Here is a 20326-nt window from a genome sequence, read left to right on the forward strand (position 1 = left end):
GCTGAGGGCTGCCACCCCGTCGGCTTCTCGGCACTCGGCCCTGTCCGGCCGAGTCGGTCCTACTCAGGTCACGCGGGCGGGATCGGGCCGAGGTAGGTGCCGCCGGAGGCGTCGATGGTCTGGCCGGTCACCCAGCGGCCCTGCGGGCCCGCCAGGAAGCCCACCACGTCCGCGACGTCCTCCGGCTGGCCGATCCGGCCGAGTGCGGTGATCGATTCGAGCCCGGCCATCGCCTCGGGGACGCCCGTCCACTGGGACGTCATGTCGGTCAGGATCACCCCGGGGTTGACGGTGTTCACGGTGATCCCGCGCCGGCCGAGCTCGTTGGCGAGCGGAGCGGCGAGGGCCACCAGCGCCGTCTTGCTGACGGTGTAGCCGATCTGAACCGGGGATCCGATCCGGGCGGCCGCCGAGGCCACGTTGACGATCCGCCCGCCGTCCCGCAGCAGCGGAATCGCCCGCTGGATCACGAAGATCGGCGTGCGCACGTTGATCGCCATCAACCGGTCGAACTCCTCCTCCGTGAGCTGCCCGATCGACCCGGCCAGGTGGATGCCCGCGTTGTTGACCAGGATGTCCAGGCCGGCCCCGCCGTCCCCACCGACTTCGCCGTCCCCACCCTGCTCGCCGTGCTCCGCCAGCCCGGCGGCGAGGCCCTCGAACAGCTGGTCCAGCGCACCACTCTCGCCGAACCGGGCCCGCACCGCGAACGCCCGGCCGCCGGCCTTGGCGATCAGCTCCACGGTCTCCGCGGCGGCCGCCTCGTTGCCGCCGTAGTGGACCGCGACCAGTGCCCCGTCGGCGGCGAGCCGCTGCGCCACCGCCCGCCCGATCCCGCGCGAGCCGCCCGTCACCAGCGCCGTCCTGCCGTCCAGTTCGCCCACGATCGCCTCTTCCCTCGTGCCGCCCCCGGTCGGATCCGGGGCCGGTCTCCCGCCGTCACGACCCGATGCCGGACAACCCTTCATGTATGCCCGGGGCCGGAGAGCTGATGCCGCCCGCACGCACGACCACCCACACGACCAACCACTCGACCACCCGCTCAGGCCTGGAACAGCGGCTCGTAGGCGCCGCCCTCCTCGGCGTTGAGCAGCACGTACGCGGGCCCGAGACCGAGCGCGACCTCCCGCAGCCGGGCCAACGCCGCAGCCACGCCCGGGACTTCGAGGCCGAGCGCGGCGGCGGCCGCGTCCCGCTCCGCGTACAGGCCGGGCTCGTCCTCCAGATACTCGTCGGCGGCCTCCGCGCTCTCCTCCACCGTCAGCCGCGGGCAGTCCCGCCACCACGGCACCGCCAGCAGCAGCCGGACCAGCTCCGGCAGCCCGACGGCCAGCACCGCCGCGCCGCCCTCCGAGTCGGCGTACAGGACGGGACGCTCCTCGCCGCCCTCCCCGCACAGGAAGAAGGTGCCGCCCGCGCCGTCCTTGGCCACCGGCTCCAGGGCCTCCCCGGAGGCGAGCACCACCTCCTCGACGTGCGGGTAGTGGTCGAGGCTGAGGTCGCCCGGCCAGGCCAGGAAGTCGAGGGCGGCGGGGTTGGCGCGGATCGCGTCGAGCAGCGGGGTCGTCGGCATGGCCGCCAGCCTAGGACGCCCTGGTGACACCCACCCCGCCACCCGTCGTCTCCGACTCGCCCCGGGTGGGGAGTTGATCTCTACGGCGCAGCCGTTGTTGGGTGGCTCCTGTTGCTCTGACCCCCAGCGGCGAAGGAATGTGACACGGTGGACGAGAAATTACCTCCGGACGAGCGGGCCGCACTGTTCGAGGCGCAGCGGCCCCGGCTGCGGGCCGTGGCGTACCGGATGCTCGGCTCGGTGAGCGAGGCCGAGGACGCCGTCCACGAGGCCTGGCTGCGCTACGACCGCACCGACACCTCCGACGTGCAGAACCTCCCCGGCTGGCTGACCACGGTGGTCTCGCGGGTCTGCCTCAACCTGCTGCGCGGCCGGGAGCTGCGCCGCGAGGAGCCGCCGGAGGCCGAGGCGGGTGAGCCGGGCCCGGCGCGCATCCCGGACCCGCTGCTGCGGCGCGAGGGGGTGACCGACCCCGGGCAGGAGGTGCTGCTCGGGGACTCGGTGGGCCTGGCGCTGATGGTGGTGCTGGAGTCGCTGGCCCCGGCCGAGCGGATCGCCTTCGTGCTGCACGACCTGTTCGCGGTGCCGTTCGCCGAGATCGCCCCGCTGATCGAGCGGACGGCGGCCGCGACCCGCCAGCTGGCCGACCGGGCCCGCCGCCGGGTTCAGGACCAGGCGCCGGCGCCCGACCCGGACCCGGGCCGTCAGCGGGTTGCCGTGGACGCCTTCTTCGCGGCCGCCCGCGCCGGCGACCTGGGCGCGCTGGTGGCCGTGCTCGCCCCGGGCGTGGTGCTGCGCTCGGACGGCGGCGCGGTGCGGGCCCGGCACCCGGTGGTGCTGACGGGCGCGGCCGCGGTGGCCGACCAGCCGGTGCTGTGGGGCGGGCTGTCGCCGTTCGCCCGCCCGGCGCTGGTCAACGGCGCCGCGGGCGCGGTGGCGATCGGCGAGGGCGGCCGGCCACTGTCGGTCATGGCGTTCACCGTGGTGGACGGCGCGATCGCGGCGATCGAGGTGCTCACCGATCCGGAGCGGCTGGCGGCGCTGGACCTCTCGGCGTTCCGCGACTGAACGCGGCGGGCGAGAGGGAGGCCGGCCGCCCTCTCACCCGCCCGCGCCGGTCGGCGCCGCGCGGCCTCGGGACGCGCCGTCACCAGCCCTGTGCGACGACCCAGTCGGCGAGGTGGCGGGCGCACGCGTCGACCGACTCGCGCCAGGTGTGGCTCGCGCCCTCGCCGGCCTCGTCGCTGACGTGCTTGACCAGGCGCACCGGCACCCCGAAGCGGTGGGCGACGGCGGCGACGGCGTAGCCCTCCATGTCGACCAGGTCGGCGTGCTCGGCGAGCCGGTCGCGGGCCGCCGGGTCGGAGACGAAGAGGTCGCCGGTGGCCAGCACCGGCCCGTCGCCCTTGCCGACCACCAGCGGGGCGCCGTAGCTGCGGCCGGTGAGCGCCAGCAGGGCCGGGGTGTCGAGGTCGTGCTGGATGACCTGGACGACGTGGTGGGTGCCCTCCCAGCCGGGGCGCAGCGCGCCGGCCGTGCCGAGGTTGATCACCTCGGACGGCTTCTCGCCCTGGGCGAGGACGGTGGCCAGCGCGGCGGTGGCGTTGATCTTCCCTATTCCGGTGAGCAGGACGGGCAGCCGGTCGTCGAGGTGGGCGGCTTCCTCGCGCACGGCGACGACGAGCAGCGGGCGGTCGGGCGTGATCGTTCCAAGCAGGCGCATGCTGCCCATCGTACGGAGGGTGTCCGCCGAAACCAGGTGCACCGACCGCGCCGGGAACGGTGGCGTCACGGCGGGATCGCCCCCCGCAGCCGGCCCCGGGGTCCGTCCTCGACTCGCCGCGTGCCGCCGCCGCAACCGGACCTCGCCGCTCCGGCTTGTCGGAGGAACCGCATAGGGTGCATCCCGCGTCGGACGGTTCACCGCCGGCCGCCGGGCAGCGGGGCCCCGGGGGCGTGCGGGAGGCGTGCGCCGCGCGTGCAGGGCAAGCTCAAGATCGGCGCAATTCGGGTGTGGCCAGGGGGAGTCACGGCCATACTGCTGGCATCGGCCGGGCCCCGGACAGCGGGCCCGACCCCTGGGGAGGATGAGGCGGGTGGCAACACCAGTAGGTAACGGCGCACCGGGCGCCGTGGTCCCGGCACGGCCGAGCGGCCCGCCGGGCACGGCACCGGCCGTGTCGGGTGTCCGGGGCGTCCCGGCGTCCAGACCCGGCGCCGCGCCCGCCCGGCGGCCGCCGGCCGGGCCCGCGCCGCGCGGCCTGTCCGGTCTGCGGGCCCGGCTGGCGAACGCCACCCGGACGGCGCCGGGCCGGCTGCGGCTGGCCGGGGCTGTGCTCGCGGTGCTGACGGTGGCCTTCGGCGCGCTGACCGCCTGGCAGTTGGAGACCAAGGCGGAGGCCGCCAACCGGGTGGTCCAGCACAGCCAGCCGCTGAGCAAGGACGCGGCCGACATCCACCGCCTGCTGGCCCACGCCGACACCACCGCGGCCACCCGCTTCCTGCTCGCCGGGGCGGAGACGAAGGCCGTCCGCGGCGACTACGAGGGCGATCTGGCCGCGGCCACCGACCTGATCACCAAGGCCGCCGCGCAGACCACCGTCGGCTCCCCCGCCTACCAGAAGCTCACCGAGCTGAACAAGCAACTCCCCGTCTACGCCGGCCTGGTGGAGACCGCGCGGGCGAACAACCGGCTGGGCCTGCCGCTCGGCGGCGCCTACCTGCGGTACGCCTCCGAGCAGATGCAGGGCACCCTGCTGCCGCGCGCCGCCGAGCTGACCGCCATCGAGAACGACGAGCTGGACAAGGACTACGCCGAGGCGAAGTCCAGCCCGTGGGCCGCGTACGGCCTGGGGGTGCTCACCCTCGGCGCGCTGGTCTGGGTGCAGCTGACGCTGTTCCGCCGCACCAACCGGGTGTTCAACCCCGGCCTGCTCGGGGCCACCGCCGCCGTCCTGGCCGGGGCGCTCTGGCTGGCCGTCACCGGCCTGACCACCAACGCCGCGCTCCAGCAGAGCTGGAAGCAGGGCGCGCAGCCGCTGCGGGCACTCAACACCGCCCGGGTGCAGGTGCTTTCCGCCCGGCTGGCGGAGAACCTGAACCTCGTCGCCCGCGGCTCCACCACCGCGTACGCGGACCAGTGGAAGGCGATCACCCAGCAGCTCGCCGGGGGCGAGCCGGCGAACGTCCCGATGGAGCAGCACTCCGGCTCGCTGCGCCAGGCCCTCGACCTGGCCCCCGCAGACGCCCGGCAGCAGATCGGCGAGGCCGACCGGCAGTACGAGACGTGGCGCACCCGGCACGACGCGGCGCACACCCTGGAGACCCAGCAGGCCGACTACCAGGGCGCGCTGCAGGCGACCGTGACGGCGGACCCGGCCGCCGAGGCGAACACCGCGGACGGCGCCTTCAAGGCCACCGACCGGGCGCTCGACCAGGCCGCCACCACCGAGCAGGACCACTTCGAGCGCTCCGCCAAGGGCACCGAGGGCGACCTCCGGCTCGCCGCCCTCGCGGCCGCGCTGCTCGGCGTGGTGGCCGCGGCCGCCGCGCTGCGCGGCCTGGGCCGTCGACTGGCCGAGTACCGGTAGAGGGGGGAACGGACACATGCGCAGGAGAACCGCAGGCACCAGGCCGGCCGCCGCGCTGGCGCTGCTGGCCGCCGGTGCGGCCGTGCTCGGCGGGGGCGGGCCGTCCGGCGCCGTGCCCGCGGCCGCCACGGGCGCACCGCAGGCCGTCCGGTCGACCGGGCAGGAACAGGCCGGGCAGGAAGAGGCCGAGTCCTGCGACCTGACCAGCACCGTGCCGCCGAGCACCGTGGACGGCACGGCGGTGAAGGCCATCAAGGCCAAGGGCACCCTGATCATCGGCGTGGACCAGAACAGCTACCGCTGGGGCGCCCGCAACCCGAACACCGGTGAGCTCGAAGGCTTCGACATCGACCTCGCGAGGGCGATCGGCGCGGCCGTCATGGGCGACCCGGCCAAGGTGGTGCTCAAGCCGGTGTCGACCGCCGGCCGGGTCGACGCCCTCACGGGCAACCAGGTTGACCTGATCGTCCGCACCATGACGATCAGCTGCGCCAACCTGAAGAAGGTCGCCTTCTCCCGATCGTACTTCAACATCAAGCAACGGGTCCTGGTGCCCCGGTCGTCCACCGCCAAGAACCTCGACGAGGCGATCGGCGGCAGGACGGTCTGCGCCGCGGACGGCTCGGTCGCCAAGGACGTGCTGAACGCGAAGAAGAGCGCCAAGCAGCTCGTCCTGGTGACCAACCAGCTCGACTGCCTGGTCCGCATGCAGCTCGGCAAGGTCGACGCCACCATGACCGACGACGAACTGGCGGTCGGCCAGGCCGCGCAGGACCAGACGGTGAAGGTGGTGGACGGCTTCGAACAGCCGGAGACGATCGGTGTCGCGATGCGCCAGAACAGCACCGACCTCACCGCCCGGGTCAACCAGGTGATCTCCGACTACTACACGGACAAGGACAAGGGCTGGCAGAAGTCGTTCGAGCGGTGGGTCCAGCCCTATCTGCCCGAGAACTCCAAGGACCCCGGCCTGTACTGGCCGGCCCGCTGACGCACCGGGCGGCGCACGCGCGTCAGCAGGCCGTTGACGCGGTCTTGACGCCCACCGCCCGCTCCGCCCGAACGGCCACCGGCTAGGGTTCGGGACGATCACCACGGGGAGACCGGTGGTGGGCACGGGGGTTGTCGTGGGATCGCACGTCAGGTACGTCGGGATCGCACGCGAGGAAGGAAGGACACGGCGTTGGCGGCTTCGGCTGGCCCGGTACTGAACCGGGAGGAGGTGGACCGCGCGCTGGCGCGCCTCGGCGCGGAGCGGGACGCGGTCGAGTCCGCGCTGCTCGCCCTCCAGGACCATCCGGGCCTGCGGCTGCTCGACGGCGCCGAACTGACCGGACGCACGCTGGAGCGCTGGTCCGTCGCCGGGAAGGGCCTGCCACTGCTCTGGGCCCTGTTCGACCGCTACGCGGAGGCACTGGCCTCGGCGCGCGCGGTACGGGCCCGCAAGGCCAAGCCCGGCGCGCCCGAACTCGCCGAGCTGAGCGAACTGCTCACCGGCGACGCGGTGACCGTCCCCGGCGGCGCGCTGCCGGACGGCCCGCAACTGCTCGGCGCGCCCGCCCGGCTGGTCGAGCGGATCAGCCTGGACGCGCTGATGACCCGGATGAACTCCTGGTACGCCACCGTGCTGGAGGTGGTCAGCGCCGCCGACGCGGTCTGGTCGGCGCTGCCGGCCCGGATCGACCTGCTGCTGGCCGAACTCCACCGGGTGGGCAACCTCGCCGCCTCGCTCGGCGTGCGGGCCGGCAACCACCCGCTCGCCGACGACCTGGCCGGGCTGGACGCCGACCTCACCGGGCTGCGCGCCGAGGTGCGCGAGGACCCGCTGGCGCTGTGGCGCCCGGCCCGGGTGCCCGCCCAGCGCGGCACCGTGCCGGAGGGCGGCGCCTTCGCCACCCCCGCCGGGGTGGTGGACACCGAGCGGTTCGACCGGGCCGGGCGGGCGCTGGACGGCGTCCGGGTGGAACTGGAGAACCTCCTGCGGCTGCGCGACGACGCCGAGGAGCGCCTCCAGGGCGTCGGCGACCTGCTCCAGCGGGCCGACGCCACCCTGGCCGAGGCCCGCCGGGCGCGCGGCGAGGTGCTGGCGAAGATAGCCTCCAGCGACGTCCCGGCGGTGCCCGGGCCGGCCTCGGCGCTGCGCGAACGGATCGTGACGGCACTGGAGTTGCGCCAGGGCGGGCAGTGGGGCCGGCTGGCGCCGCTGCTGGACACGCTGGAGGACGCCGCCGCCAAGGAGCTGGCCCGGGCCCGGCAGTCGCTCACCGAGGTGACCCAGCCGCTGGCCGTCCGCGCCGAACTGCGCGGCCGGCTGGACGCCTACAAGGCGATGGCCGCCCGGCTGCGGGTCTCCGAGGACCCGGAAGTGATCGAGCGGTACGAGAAGGCGCGCTGGCTGCTGTGGAGCGCGCCCTGCGACCTGCGGGCGGCGGCCGCCGCGGTGGCCCGCTTCCAGCAGTCGCTGCGGCCGGCGCAGGCCGAGGCCGCACAGGAGACGACCGGCCAGACGCCGGTCGACGGACAGGTCCAGGGGGGCTGAGGTTGATGGGCGGGACGTGCGTACGGCCGGAGTGCTCCGGCAACGGCAGGATCGACGCGGACGGCTACTGCGACGAGTGCGGGCTCGCCCCGGCGGGCGGCGGCACCGTGGCAGCTTCGACGGCGGCCACCGGCGCCCCGCCGGCCGCCGGCCCCGGCGCGCCCTGCCCCCGGGACTGTTCAGGCGCCATCGACGCCGACGGCTACTGCGACGAGTGCGGCCTCACCCCGCCCGGCGGCGACACCGGCGTCACCCAGCCCTACGTCCCGTCCTCCCGGGTCTCCACCGACTCGGCGCGCAGCGGCTCGATCCGCTCGACCCGCACCGGCTCGGCCCGCTCGATGTCCGGCCGCTCCCGCTCGCACCGCTCGACCCGCACCGGCAGCAGCCGCTCGGTCTCGGTGCGCAGCACCCGCGGCAGCGTCAGCGCGGGCACCCGCAACCGGCTGGGCGCCGGCCTGGTGACGGTGCCGACCGTCGAGACGGCCGACCCGTCGCTGGCGGTGCTGGAGAACCCGGAGGTCCCGGAGCGCAAGCGGTTCTGCTCCAAGTGCGAGACCCCGGTGGGCCGGGAGAAGAACGGCCGGCCGGGCCGCCCGGACGGCTTCTGCACCAAGTGCGGCACGCCGTACTCGTTCACGCCCAAGCTGCGCCGCGGCGACCTGGTCGGCGGGCAGTACGAGGTGGTGGGCTGCCTGGCGCACGGCGGCCTCGGCTGGATCTACCTGGCGATCGACCGGCGGGTCAACGACAAGTGGGTGGTCCTGAAGGGCCTGCTGGACACCGGGGACGAGGACGCGCTCGCCGTGGCCGTCGCCGAGCGCCGCTTCCTGGCCGAGGTGGACCACCCGAACATCGTCCGGATCATCAACTTCGCCGAGCACCTGGACCTGGGCTCCGGCTCCACCGACGGCTACATCGTGATGGAGTACGTCGGCGGCAAGTCGCTCAAGGACATCGCCAACGACCGCCGCACCCCGGACGGCCGGCGCGAGCCGCTGCCCGTCGAGCAGGCGATCGCGTACGCGCTGGAGGCACTGCCCGCACTCGGGTACCTGCACGGCCGGGGCCTGATCTACTGCGACTTCAAGATCGACAACGTGATCCAGAGCGGCGACGCGCTCAAGATCATCGACATGGGCGCCGTCTGCCGCCTCGACCACGACGGCCCGATCTACGGCACCGTCGGCTACCAGGCCCCCGAGATCGCCACCCACGGCCCCTCCCCCGCCTCCGACCTCTACACCGTGGCCCGCACCCTCGCGGTGCTCACCTTCGACTTCCAGGGCTACAGCACCACCTACCGGGACACCCTGCCCGGCCCCGAGGACGTCGAGGTCTTCGCCCGCTACGAGTCGTACTACCGCTTCCTGGTCCGCGCCACCGACCCGGACCCGGCCCGCCGGTTCTCCTCCGCCGATGAGATGGCCGACCAGCTCACCGGCGTGCTGCGCGAGATACTCGCCCTCCAGGACGGCCGGGCCCGGCCCGCCCTGTCCACCCTCTTCGGGCCCGAACTACGCGTCGTGGACACCGAGTTGGTCATGCCCACCGAGCAGCCCGGACAGCTCCTGGTGACCGCCCTCGACCCGGCCGCCGCCGCCCTCGCACTGCCCGTCCCGCGCGTCGACCCCGGCGACCCCAACGCCGGCTTCCTCGCCACCCTGCTCGCCACCGACCCCGAGGAGGCGCTCGCCGCCCTGGCCGGCGCGCCCGCCCTCTCCATCGAACGGCGGCTGCGCGAACTGCGCGCCCACCTCGAACTCGGCCACCGCGCCGCCGCCGAGGAGGCCCTCGCCGCCCTGGAGCGGGAGTACCCGGACGACTGGCGGGTCGTCTGGTACCGCGGCCTGGTCGCCCTGGTCGGCGCCGTGCACGGGCCGGACGGACCGGACGGGCCGGACAGCCCTGGCAGCTCGGTCGCCCTGGTCGGCGCCGCGGGCGGCCCGGACGGCCCGGCTTCGCCCGACGAGGCCGGGCTGCGCGCCGCCGCCGAGGCCTTCGACGCGGTCTACGACGCCTTCCCCGGCGAGGCCGCCCCCAAGCTGGCCCTCGCCATCTGCGCCGAACTCCTCGGCGACGGCGGCGACGCCGCCGAGTTCTACCGACTCGTCTGGACCACCGACCCGGCCTACCTCAGCGCCGCCTTCGGGCTCGCCCGGGTCCGGCTCGCCGAGGACGACCGGCCCGGCGCCGTCCGCGTCCTGGAGTCCGTCCCGGCCACCTCCAACCAGTACACCGCCGCCCGGATCGCGGCCGTCCGCGCCCGGCTGCGCGAACGGCCCGCCACCGACCCGCTCGCCGCCGACCTCGGCGCCAGCTCCGACCAGCTGACCGCGCTGCGCCTGGACGACCGCCGCCGCGAGGAACTGGCCGTCGAACTGCTCGGCGCCGCCCTCGGCTGGGTCACCGCGGGCTCGACCGGCGCCCAGCAGGGCGGCGGCACCACGGTCCTGGGACGACCTGCGGTGGAGCGGGAACTGCGCTTCGCCCTGGAACAGTCCTACCGGGTACTCGCCCGGTTGGCCGACCGGGCCGAGACCAGGATCGAAATGGTGGAGCGGGCCAACCGCGCCCGCCCCAGGACGTGGGTGTAGCCGATGCCGCAGCAGACCGTGTGCCCGAGCTGTTCCGAACCGCTGGAGCCGGAGGACGCCTACTGCGGCGCCTGCGGCGCCAGCCGGGACGGCCGGGCCGCCCCGGGCGCGATGCCCGCGAACTGGGCCGCCGCCCGGGCCGAGGGCGCCCCGCCCCAGCACGGGCCGGTCTGCGCGCACTGCGGGCTGCCGCAGGTCACCGCGGACGGCTACTGCGAGGCCTGCGGCGGCGCCCAGCCGCGCCCGCGCGACCACATGGAGAAGTCCCTCGCGGGCGTCGCCGGGGTCAGCGACCGCGGCCTGCGCCACCACCGCAACGAGGACTCCTTCACCATCGCCGCCACCTCGCTGCCCGGCGGCGAGCCCGTCGTGGTCGCCGTGGTCTGCGACGGCGTCTCCTCCTCCGACCGGCCGGACGAGGCCTCCGAGACCGCCGTCGACGCCGCCTCCGAGTCGCTGCTGAGCGCCCTGGAGGCGGGCCGCGAACCCACCGCCGCCATGCGCCAGGCCATCGCCGACGCCGCCGGGGCCGTCGCCGACCTCGCCCAGGCCGGCCCCGGGCCCACCCGGCCCGACGTCAACGCACCCGCCTGCACCTACGTCAGCGCCATAGCCTCCGGCGGCCGGATCACCATCGGCTGGGTCGGCGACACCCGCGCCTACTGGATCCCGGACGACCGCGCCGGCGCCGAGCCCTTCCGGCTCACCCAGGACGACTCCTGGGCGGCCCGGATGGTCGAGGCCGGGCTGATGAGCGAGGCCGAGGCGTACGCCGACCCGCGCGCCCACGCGATCACCGGGTGGCTCGGCGCCGACGCCGAGGAGGTCGTCCCGCACACCCTCGACTTCACGCCGCACGTCCCCGGGGTGCTGCTGATCTGCACCGACGGACTGTGGAACTACGCCGAGGCCGCCACCGACCTGGCGTACTACGTCCGGCCGGACGCCCGCACCGAACCGCTCGCGGCGGCGCAGACCCTGGTGAAGTTCGCGGTCGCCGCCGGCGGCCACGACAACATCACCGTCGCCGTCCTGCCGATCGACCCGCCGGCCGCGGGCGCCGGTGCCGGTGCCGAGGACCAGGGCGAGGACGAGGACGACCCCCGGACCGCCACCGCGCTCGACCTGCCGCTGATCACCGCGGCGGGTGCCAGGAGGGCCGCCGAGGAGGACGAGGACTACGAGCCGACCCTGCCGGACCTCCCGGTGATCGGCTCCCCCGCCGCCCCGCTGCCCCCCACCGCCCCGCCGGCACCGCCCGCACCGCCCGCCGCACCGCCGACCGCACCCGCCGTCCCCCCGCAGCCGCCGCACCCGCCGACGGCCTGACCGGACGCCGCCCGCCCGGGGCCGACCCCGGCGGCCACCCGGTCCGCCGGCCCGCCCCCGACGCGGCCGGCCCCCACCGCCCGATCCGTACCGACGACCCTTCCGACGGGAGCCACCGGCCCATGGCAACACTGGCGAAGCCGAACCTGCCCAGGTTCGACGTGGAGATCTTCCAGAACGAGTACCTTGCCGACGGCGCCCGCGAGGTCAACGCCATCGTCACGGTCACCGCGACCGGCGGCGGCACCTCCGGCGGGGGGGGGGGGGGGGGGGCCGGGCGCCGCGGCCGCCCCCCCGCCGCGCCCCCCCGCCCGCCAACCCCCGGCGCGGGCGGCCCGCAGAGCGCCGACACCGCCGCGGCCGTGGTGATCCTGGTGGACTGCTCGGGCTCGATGGACTACCCCAAGACCAAGATCAACGGCGCCCGCGAGGCCACCGCCGCCGCCATCGACGCGCTGCGCGACGGCACCGCCTTCGCCGTGGTCGCCGGCACCCACGAGGCCCGCGACATCTACCCCGGCGACGGCACCCTCGCCACCGCCTCCGCCACCACCCGCGGCCACGCCAAGGAGTCCCTGCGCCGCCTCACCGCCGCCGGCGGCACCGCGATGGGCACCTGGCTGGCCAAGGCCGACAAGCTCTTCCTGACCCGCCGCGACATCGCCATCCGGCACGCCGTCCTGCTCACCGACGGCAACAACGAGCACGAGTCGGCAGTCGACCTGGAACGCGCCATCGAGCGGGTCACCGGCCACTTCACCGCCGACTGCCGCGGCGTCGGCACCGACTGGCGGATCGACGAGCTGCGCAAGATCTCCTCGGCGCTGCTCGGCACCGTCGACATCGTCGCCGAACCCTCCGGCCTGGCCGAGGACTTCCGCTCGATGATGGCCGGCGCCATGGGCAAGCAGGTCGCCGACGTCGCGCTGCGGATCTGGACCCCGGCCAACGCCGCGGTCAAGTTCGTCAAGCAGGTCGCCCCCGCGGTCGAGGACCTCACCGCCCGGCGCGCGGAGGCCGGCCCCCGGGCCGGCGACTACCCCACCGGCTCCTGGGGCGACGAGAGCCGCGACTACCACGTCTGCGTCGAGGTCCCGGCCGCCTCCATCGGCAACGAGATGCTCGCCGCCCGGATCAGCCTGGTGCTGCCCCCGCAGGTCGGCAGCGGCACCCCCGAGGTGCTCTCCCAGGGCCTGGTCAAGGCGGTGTGGACCGACGACCTGGCCTCCTCCACCCGGATCAGCCCGCAGGTCGCCCACTACACCGGGCAGGCCGAGCTGGCCTCCTCCATCCAGGAGGGCCTGGAGGCCCACCGGGCCGGGGACGTCGACACCGCCACCTCCAAGCTGGGCGCCGCCGTCCGGATCGCGCACGCGACCGGCAACGAGGGCACCTACAAACTGCTGCAGAAGGTGGTGGACGTGGTGGACCCGAAGGAGGGTACGGTTCGGTTCCGTAAGAACGTGAGCGAGGCCGACTCGATGACCCTTGAGACCCGGTCGACCAAGACGGTGCGTGTGAAGAAGTGACCGCTGAAGACGTGACCGGGCCGACGACCCGGTGCGACGCCGCCCCAAGCCGGCTCGATGTGAGGGGGAACTGATGCCGATCTGCCCGAGGGGCCACGAGTCGCAGGCCGAGGACTGGTGCGACTTCTGCGGCTTCCCGATGACTCCGCCGGCCCCGCCGCCGCCCGGAGCCCACCCGGGAGCCCACGGGGCCCACGGGACCCACCCGGGGGCGTACGGCTCCCACCCGGCGCCCGAGGCGCCCGGCTCGTTCGAGCAGTCCCAGCACCCGGACCACCTCGGTACGCCCTACGGCGCGCCGCCGTCGCCTCCGCCGGTGCCGCCGGGGAACGTCCCGCCACAGCCCGGCGCGATGCCGCCGCCACCGGCCCAGGGCTACCCCAACCTGACCGAGGGCCTGACGGTCTGCCCAATCTGCCGCAGCCCGCAGACCGGACGGTTCTGCGAGGAGTGCGGGTACGACTACGAGCTCTCCACCCCCTCGCGCCGCCAGGCGCAGCAGCCGCTGAACATCCCGGCGGCGTACGGCGGCGCGCCGGCCGCCCAGCCGCCGTACGGCCAACCGCCGTACGGCCCGCCCGTCCCGCAGCAGCCACAGCCGCAGCACACCCAGCACCCGCAGCAGGCCGCCGCGCCCGCGCACACCTACGGTTACCCTCCCTCCTTGCCCGCCAACGGGCCGGAGGGGCCCACGCCGGAGGGGGCGTTCCCCGAGGCCCCCGTCCGCGAGGACTCCGGCCCGGTGTACGCCGAGCCCCCCGGCCCCAACAACCGCGGCGGCGACTTCGGCACCTCGTTCCACCTCGCCCCGCCGCATCAGCAGCAGCCCCAGCCTCAGCAGCCACAGTCGGCGGCCCCCGCGGAGCCGCTCCGGACCAACTGGATCGCGGTGGTCTCCGCCGACCGCGAGTACTTCACCGAGATGATGGCCCGCAGCGGCCCCGAGGCGGCCGGGCTGTTCTTCCCGCCGTACTGCCCCGAGCGGCGCATCCCGCTGACCGGCCGCGGCCAGCTGCGGATCGGGCGGCGCAGCCAGCACCGCGGCACCGTGCCGGAGATCGACCTGTCGGTGCCGCCGGAGGACCCGGGCGCCTCGCACCAGCACGCGCTGCTCGCCGAACAGGCGGACGGCAGCTGGGTGTTGGTGGACCAGGACTCGACCAACGGCACCACCGTGAACGGCGGCGCGGAGCCGATCGCCCCGCACACCGCCGTGCCGCTGAACGACGGCGACCGGATCCACATCGGCGCCTGGACGACGATCACGGTGCACCGCGTCTGAAAGACCGTCGGCGACAACTCCGGCCGGGCCGGGTGGGATTCAACTTCCGCCCGGCCCGGCTTGTTCCCGATCCCTCGGACAATCCACAAATTTCGTCGTCGCCGACGTGCACAGGGCCCTCCGCAAGCCCTAGGCTCAGGCCACATGACTGCAGCTATATCCGCCGACGGCATCCGTCAGCGGTACGGGGACGTGCAGGCCGTCGACGGGGTGTCCCTCACCGTCGAGGCCGGCGAATTTTACGGAATCCTGGGCCCCAACGGCGCCGGGAAGACCACCACGATGGAGATCCTGGAAGGCGTCCGCAAGCCGGACGAGGGCCGGGTCGAGCTGCTGGGGATGGCTCCCTGGCCGCGCAATCCGAAACTGCTGCCGCGCATCGGCGTGCAGTTCCAGGCCTCCGCCTTCTTCCGGAAACTGACGGCCCGGGAGACCATCCGCACCTTCGCGTCGTTCTACGGGGTCGGCCCCAAGCGGGCCGACGCGATGCTGGAGCGGGTCGGCCTGACCGACAAGGCCGACGTCATGACCGACCAGATGTCGGGCGGTCAGGCGCAGCGCCTGTCGATCGCCTGCGCGCTGGCCCACGACCCGGAGATCGTCTTCCTGGACGAGCCCACCACCGGCCTCGACCCGCAGGCCCGGCGCAACCTCTGGGACCTCCTGCGGGACATCAACGGCGAGGGCCGCACGGTCGTCCTCACCACCCACTACCTGGACGAGGCCGAGGTGCTCTGCGACCGGGTCTCGATCATGGACCACGGGAAGATCCTGCACACCGGCGCCCCGGCGACGCTGATCCGCGAGATCGACGACACCGTCCGGATCAGCGTCGCGTCCGGCCAGCTGTCCGTCGAGCGCGCCCGGGACCTGCTCACCGCGGCCGGCGCCGACATCGCCGCCCTGGAGGACGACAGCGTCTCGCTCTCCGTCTCCACCCGCCTCCCGGCCCCGGTCCTGAGCGTCCTGGCCGAGCAGAACGCGCTGCGCGGCCTCGAAGTGCGCGGCGCCACCCTGGAGGACGTCTTCCTCCAGCTGACCGGACGGGAGTACCGCGCATGACCGCCAGCACGTCCACCGAGCCGAAGACCCCCGCCCGGAGCGACGGTCCGAGCGGCGGCGCGAGCGCCGAGCGGGAGCGGGTCAGCGCGTTCTGGAGCCTGTCCCGCGCGATGCTGCTCGGCATGAAGCGCGACCGCACCGCGACCTTCTTCATCCTGCTCTTCCCGCTGGTGTTCCTGGTGTTCTTCGGCACCGTGGGCAAGGGCTCCAGCAGCCCGCACGCCAAGGTGGCGCAGGTCGGCGCGGTGAAGCTGTTCGACTCGATCCAGGGCGAGGGCCGGGTCGACCTGGACAAGGTCCTCACCATCACCAGGACCGACGACGCGGCCGCCACGCTGGAGAAGGTCCGCAAGGGCGACTTCGACGCGATGATCGAGCAGGGTCCGGACGGCAAGGTCGAGCTGCGCTTCAGCGCCGCCGACACCGTCCGCGCCGGCGCGCTGCGGGGCATCGTCAACTCGGTGGTCCAGAGCGCCAACCAGGCCGCCACCGGCCAGAAGCCGGCCTACGTGCTGGACGCCCAGCAGGTCGAGGACCAGTCGCTCAAGCCGATCCAGTTCCTCACCCCCGGCCTGCTCGGCTGGGCCGTCGCCACCGGCGCGGTGTTCGGTGCCGCACTGACCCTGGTCGGGTGGCGCAAGAGCAAGGTGCTGCGCCGGCTGCGGCTGGCCCCGGTGAGTGCGGGCACGGTCATCAGCTCCAGGATCCTGGTCTCGCTGCTGACCTCGCTCCTCCAGACCACCGTGTTCCTGACGGTCGCCACCAACTTCTTCGGGCTCAAGCTCACCGGCAACTGGTGGCTGGTCATCCCGCTGGTGGCCTGCGCGACGCTCGCCTTCATGTCGATCGGCCTGCTGGCCGGATCGGTCGCCAAGACCGAGGAGGCGGCCAACGGCATCTCGCAGATCATCGTGCTGCCGATGTCCTTCCTGTCCGGCGCGTTCATCCCGCTGGACAGCGCGCCCGGCTGGCTGGAGACCATCTCCAAGGTCATGCCGCTGCGCTACCTGGTGACGGCCGCCCAGTCGGTACTGACCCGCGGCGGCGGCGTCATGGACGCCCTGCCCACCATGGGCGGACTGCTGCTCTTCGCGGCCGTGCTGACCGGCATCTCCTGGAAGCTGTTCAAGTGGGAGGACGTGTGACCGCCGCCCCGGTCGCCTGAGCCCCGACACACGCCCTGCGGGGTCGTACGCCTTTGGTCCCGGTGTACGACCCCGTCGGCGTCTGCGACCATGGTCGGGTGAAAGAGATCCGGCGAGGAACGTTCAGCGAGGAGACCTTCTTCGACCAGGTCGGCGGCGAACCGACCTTCCGGCGACTGGTCCACCGGTTCTACCAGGGCATCGCCGAGGACGAGTTGCTCCGGCCGATGTACCCCGAGGAGGACCTTGGCCCGGCCGAGGAGCGGATGACCCTGTTCCTGATGCAGTACTGGGGCGGCCCGCGCACCTACAGCGAGCAGCGCGGCCACCCCCGGCTGCGGATGCGGCACGTGCCGTTCAAGGTCGACCGCGCCGCGCACGACGCCTGGCTCAGGAACATGCGGGCGGCCGTGGACGACCTGGCCCTGCCCGCCGAGGCCGAGCGGCAGCTCTGGGACTACCTCACCTACGCCGCCGCCTCGATGATCAACACCCCGGGCTGATCCCCTCCGGTCAGCGGAGCGGGCTGAGCCCCAACCCCGCGCCGGGTGCGGCCACCGTCCGGACCGCCACCGAGCCGGCCGGGGCGCTCAGCCGCAGCCAGCCGCCCGCCCGGTGCACGGTGAGCGGGGCCCCGGGCTTCAGGAAGCCGATCACGTACGCCGCGTGCACCGCCCGCAGCGGCAGCTCCGGCAGCACGGAGACCGGGCGGGACCAGATCTCGTCGGCCAGCGCGTCCAGCACCGCACGGCCGCGGTGCTGCGCCGGGACGGCCTCGCTGCGCTCACGGAACTCCCGCACCCCGGCCATCAGTTCGGGGTACACCTCGGCCGCCGGCGGCGCCCCGACCGGCCGCCAGCCGGTGCGCGGCGGCAGCAGCCCGGCCCAGGCCGGCCCGGTCACCGGGGCGGGCAGCGCGACGGCACCCGTCCCGGCGTCCACGCCGTCCAGCAACTGGCCCGCCGAGACCGTCAGGTCGGTCGGCTCGGCCGGCCCGGTCAGCCGGGCGGTGCGGATCGCCAGCGCGCCCGAACCGCCCAGCGGCAGCCGGCCGAAGACCGCCAGCACGCCGTCCTCCCCGGCCGGGGCCACCGCCTGCAACCGGACGGCCGCCGCCTTGTCGAAGCGCAGCAGGCGCAGCAGGAACGCGGAGAGGTCGGCGGCCTCCCCGGCGTCGGTGAGGGCGAGGCGGGCGGTGATGGTCAACGCGGGTCAGCTCGAATCGTCGGAGGTGGGTGCTCAGGCGGCGACTACGGCGGGCTCCTCGTCCATGAAGCGGGACAGGAACTCCCGCTCCACGGGCGAGATCCGGCGCGGCCGGCCCTCCGCCAGGTCGTAGGGCACGACCACGGTGGACGCCTGGACGTACACCGTCTCGGTGCCGTCCTCAGCGACGTCCTTGATCTCGTAGGACACGGTCAGCGAGGCGCCGCCGATGCGGGTCACCCTGGTCTCGACGGTGACCGGCTCCGGCCGGTGCACCAGCGGGCGCTTGTAATCGATCTCGTGGCGGGCCACCACCGAGCCGCCCGCGAACTCCCCCGCCCCGGCCTCGGCGGCCTGGGTGAACATGAAGTCGATCCGGGCCTCCTCCAGGTAGCGCAGGAAGACCACGTTGTTGACGTGGCCGAACGCGTCCATGTCGGACCAGCGCAGCGGGCAGGCGTAGATGTGGCGGGCCACAGGTGTTCTCCTCGACGTCCGGTCGCCCGCCGCCGTGCGGTGGCGGCGGGCCGGCGGCCGGCAGGCCGCCCCGAGGGGCAGTCTGCCGGGCCGCCGTGACGGCTGGGTGTCAGCCGCGGGTCAGCTTCTTGTACGTGGCCCGGTGCGGGCGGGCCGCGTCGGCGCCGAGCCGCTCGATCTTGTTCTTCTCGTACGACTCGAAGTTGCCCTCGAACCAGAACCACTTGCTCTCACCCTCGTAGGCGAGGATGTGGGTGGCCACCCGGTCCAGGAACCAGCGGTCGTGGGAGATGACCACGGCGCAGCCGGGGAACTCCAGCAGGGCGTTCTCCAGCGAGGAGAGCGTCTCGACGTCGAGGTCGTTGGTGGGCTCGTCGAGGAGCAGCAGGTTGCCGCCCTGCTTGAGGGTGAGCGCCAGGTTCAGGCGGTTGCGCTCACCACCGGACAGCACGCCGGCCGGCTTCTGCTGGTCCGGGCCCTTGAAGCCGAAGGCCGACACGTAGGCGCGGGACGGCATCTCGACCTGGCCGACGTTGATCCAGTCCAGACCGTCGGAGACGACCTCCCAGAGGGTCTTCTTCGGGTCGATGTTGGCGCGGCTCTGGTCGACGTAGCTGATCTTGACGGTCTCGCCGACCTTGACCACACCGGAGTCGGGGGTCTCCATGTCCTGGAGCATCTTGAACAGCGTGGTCTTGCCGGCGCCGTTGGGGCCGATGATGCCGACGATGCCGTTGCGCGGCAGGGTGAAGCTGAGGTCGTCGATCAGGATCTTCTCGCCGAAGGCCTTGGAGAGGTTCTCCACCTCGATGACGATGCTGCCCAGACGCGGGCCCGGCGGGATCTGGATCTCCTCGAAGTCCAGCTTCCGCATCTTGTCCGCCTCGGCCGCCATCTCCTCGTAGCGGGCCAGACGGGCCTTGGACTTCGCCTGGCGGCCCTTGGCGTTGGAGCGGACCCACTCCAGCTCCTCGCGGAGCCGCTTGGCGCGCTTGGCGTCCTTCTGGCCCTCGACCTTGAGGCGGGACTGCTTGGACTCCAGGTAGGTGGAGTAGTTGCCCTCGTAGCCGATGGCGCGGCCGCGGTCGAGCTCCAGGATCCAGCCGGCCACGTTGTCCAGGAAGTACCGGTCGTGGGTGACGGCGACGACGGTGCCGGGGTACTTGGCCAGGTGCTGCTCCAGCCAGTTCACCGACTCGGCGTCCAGGTGGTTGGTGGGCTCGTCGAGCAGCAGCAGGTCGGGGGACTCCAGCAGCAGCTTGCAGAGCGCCACGCGGCGCTTCTCGCCACCGGAGAGCTTGGTGACCGGCCAGTCGCCGGGCGGGCAGCCCAGGGCGTCCATGGCCTGCTCCAGCTGGGCCTCCAGGTCCCACGCGTTGGCGTGGTCCAGGTCCTCCTGGAGCTTGCCCATCTCGTCCAGCAGGGCGTCCGAGTAGTCGGTCGCCATCAGCTCGGCGATCTCGTTGAAGCGGTTGAGCTTCCCCTTGATCTCCTTGACGCCGTCCTCGACGTTCTCCAGGACGGTCTTGGTCTCGTCGAGCGGCGGCTCCTGGAGCAGCATGCCGACGGTGAAACCGGGCGAGAGGAAGGCGTCGCCGTTGGAGGGGTGCTCCAGGCCGGCCATCATCTTCAGCACGGTGGACTTGCCCGCGCCGTTGGGGCCCACGACGCCGATCTTCGCCCCGGGGAGGAAGCTGAGCGTCACGTCGTCAAGGATGACCTTGTCTCCGTGCGCCTTGCGCACCTTGCGCATCGTGTAGATGTATTCCGCCACGTGAGATCGCTCCGGCGTCGTCGGGAGTATTCGGCTTGCAGCCTTCCATTGTGCCGCACCCGGCCGGGGGCCCCGAACGCCCGGTGTGCCCCACGGGGGTATCCGCAGCGCGGCGTTGAACGGCGAAGGGCCCCGGGCCCCCCCCCCGGGGGGGGGGCGGGGGGGGGGGCGGGGCGGGGCTCCGAGGGTGACCCCCCCCGGCGCGCCGGGGGGGGGCTGCGGC

The 20326-nt window shown here is 74.0% G+C and carries 17 protein-coding genes; 11 read left to right on the forward strand and 6 right to left on the reverse strand.

Annotated elements, in window-relative coordinates; translation table 11 throughout:
- Positions 1 to 68: 68 nt before the first annotated feature.
- Positions 69 to 884: an SDR family NAD(P)-dependent oxidoreductase gene (locus tag ACFV6I_RS03955; protein ID WP_380338039.1), complete on the reverse strand. Its 816-nt coding sequence runs from the start codon at positions 882 to 884 to the stop codon at positions 69 to 71.
- Positions 885 to 1042: 158 nt separating this feature from the next.
- Positions 1043 to 1573 carry a hypothetical protein gene (locus tag ACFV6I_RS03960; protein WP_380423498.1) on the reverse strand — a complete coding sequence of 177 codons (531 nt, stop codon included), beginning with the start codon at positions 1571 to 1573 and terminating at the stop codon, positions 1043 to 1045.
- Positions 1574 to 1720: 147 nt separating this feature from the next.
- On the opposite strand from ACFV6I_RS03960, the gene ACFV6I_RS03965 reads away from it, so the two are divergent.
- Positions 1721 to 2641: a sigma-70 family RNA polymerase sigma factor gene (locus ACFV6I_RS03965; protein ID WP_380423499.1), complete on the forward strand. Its 921-nt coding sequence runs from the start codon at positions 1721 to 1723 to the stop codon at positions 2639 to 2641.
- Between the two features lie 79 nt (positions 2642 to 2720).
- On the opposite strand, the gene ACFV6I_RS03970 is transcribed toward ACFV6I_RS03965, so the two are convergent.
- Positions 2721 to 3296 (reverse strand): nucleosidase, encoded by a 576-nt coding sequence (locus tag ACFV6I_RS03970; RefSeq protein ID WP_244293463.1) that lies wholly within the window; start codon positions 3294 to 3296, stop codon positions 2721 to 2723.
- Between the two features lie 373 nt (positions 3297 to 3669).
- On the opposite strand from ACFV6I_RS03970, the gene ACFV6I_RS03975 reads away from it, so the two are divergent.
- From ACFV6I_RS03975 to ACFV6I_RS04020, 10 genes are all read left to right on the forward strand, one after another.
- Positions 3670 to 5163, forward strand: a complete 1494-nt coding sequence (locus tag ACFV6I_RS03975; RefSeq protein ID WP_380423500.1) for a hypothetical protein — start codon at positions 3670 to 3672, stop codon at positions 5161 to 5163.
- Between the two features lie 16 nt (positions 5164 to 5179).
- A complete protein-coding gene (locus tag ACFV6I_RS03980; protein WP_380423501.1) occupies positions 5180 to 6154 on the forward strand; it encodes a transporter substrate-binding domain-containing protein in 975 nt (324 codons plus the stop codon).
- A gap of 192 nt (positions 6155 to 6346) precedes the next feature.
- Entirely contained in the window at positions 6347 to 7702 is a 1356-nt protein-coding gene (locus ACFV6I_RS03985; protein ID WP_380379998.1) for a hypothetical protein, read from the forward strand.
- A 5-nt stretch (positions 7703 to 7707) separates the two neighbouring features.
- Positions 7708 to 10299: a tetratricopeptide repeat protein gene (locus ACFV6I_RS03990; protein ID WP_380423502.1), complete on the forward strand. Its 2592-nt coding sequence runs from the start codon at positions 7708 to 7710 to the stop codon at positions 10297 to 10299.
- 3 nt (positions 10300 to 10302) lie between these two features.
- Positions 10303 to 11628, forward strand: a complete 1326-nt coding sequence (locus ACFV6I_RS03995; RefSeq protein ID WP_380423503.1) for a protein phosphatase 2C domain-containing protein — start codon at positions 10303 to 10305, stop codon at positions 11626 to 11628.
- A gap of 122 nt (positions 11629 to 11750) precedes the next feature.
- Complete coding sequence (locus ACFV6I_RS04000) at positions 11751 to 13157, forward strand: VWA domain-containing protein (RefSeq protein WP_380423504.1); 1407 nt, start codon at positions 11751 to 11753, stop codon at positions 13155 to 13157.
- A gap of 73 nt (positions 13158 to 13230) precedes the next feature.
- The gene (locus ACFV6I_RS04005) at positions 13231 to 14439 is read left to right on the forward strand and encodes an FHA domain-containing protein (RefSeq protein ID WP_380423505.1); all 1209 of its coding nucleotides are present in this window, start codon (positions 13231 to 13233) and stop codon (positions 14437 to 14439) included.
- A 144-nt stretch (positions 14440 to 14583) separates the two neighbouring features.
- The gene (locus tag ACFV6I_RS04010) at positions 14584 to 15501 is read left to right on the forward strand and encodes an ABC transporter ATP-binding protein (protein ID WP_363376284.1); all 918 of its coding nucleotides are present in this window, start codon (positions 14584 to 14586) and stop codon (positions 15499 to 15501) included.
- Positions 15498 to 16646 carry an ABC transporter permease gene (locus ACFV6I_RS04015; RefSeq protein WP_380337990.1) on the forward strand — a complete coding sequence of 383 codons (1149 nt, stop codon included), beginning with the start codon at positions 15498 to 15500 and terminating at the stop codon, positions 16644 to 16646. The genes ACFV6I_RS04010 and ACFV6I_RS04015 overlap by 4 nt, the downstream gene beginning before the upstream one ends.
- Positions 16647 to 16744: 98 nt before the next feature.
- Positions 16745 to 17149 carry a globin gene (locus ACFV6I_RS04020; protein WP_063351424.1) on the forward strand — a complete coding sequence of 135 codons (405 nt, stop codon included), beginning with the start codon at positions 16745 to 16747 and terminating at the stop codon, positions 17147 to 17149.
- Positions 17150 to 17159: 10 nt separating this feature from the next.
- On the opposite strand, the gene ACFV6I_RS04025 is transcribed toward ACFV6I_RS04020, so the two are convergent.
- The 3 genes from ACFV6I_RS04025 to ettA form a co-directional block, all read right to left on the reverse strand.
- Positions 17160 to 17852, reverse strand: coding sequence for a hypothetical protein (locus tag ACFV6I_RS04025; RefSeq protein WP_063349409.1), 693 nt, complete (start codon positions 17850 to 17852; stop codon positions 17160 to 17162).
- Between the two features lie 33 nt (positions 17853 to 17885).
- A complete protein-coding gene (locus ACFV6I_RS04030; protein ID WP_063349408.1) occupies positions 17886 to 18329 on the reverse strand; it encodes a thioesterase family protein in 444 nt (147 codons plus the stop codon).
- Between the two features lie 109 nt (positions 18330 to 18438).
- On the reverse strand, positions 18439 to 20103 hold the full coding sequence (ettA, locus tag ACFV6I_RS04035) for an energy-dependent translational throttle protein EttA (protein WP_079135893.1): 1665 nt from the start codon (positions 20101 to 20103) through the stop codon (positions 18439 to 18441).
- Between the last annotated feature and the right edge of the window lie 223 nt (positions 20104 to 20326).

This window comes from Kitasatospora sp. NPDC059803, from assembly GCF_042732255.1.
In the GTDB taxonomy this organism is placed as follows: Bacteria; Actinomycetota; Actinomycetes; order Streptomycetales; family Streptomycetaceae; genus Kitasatospora.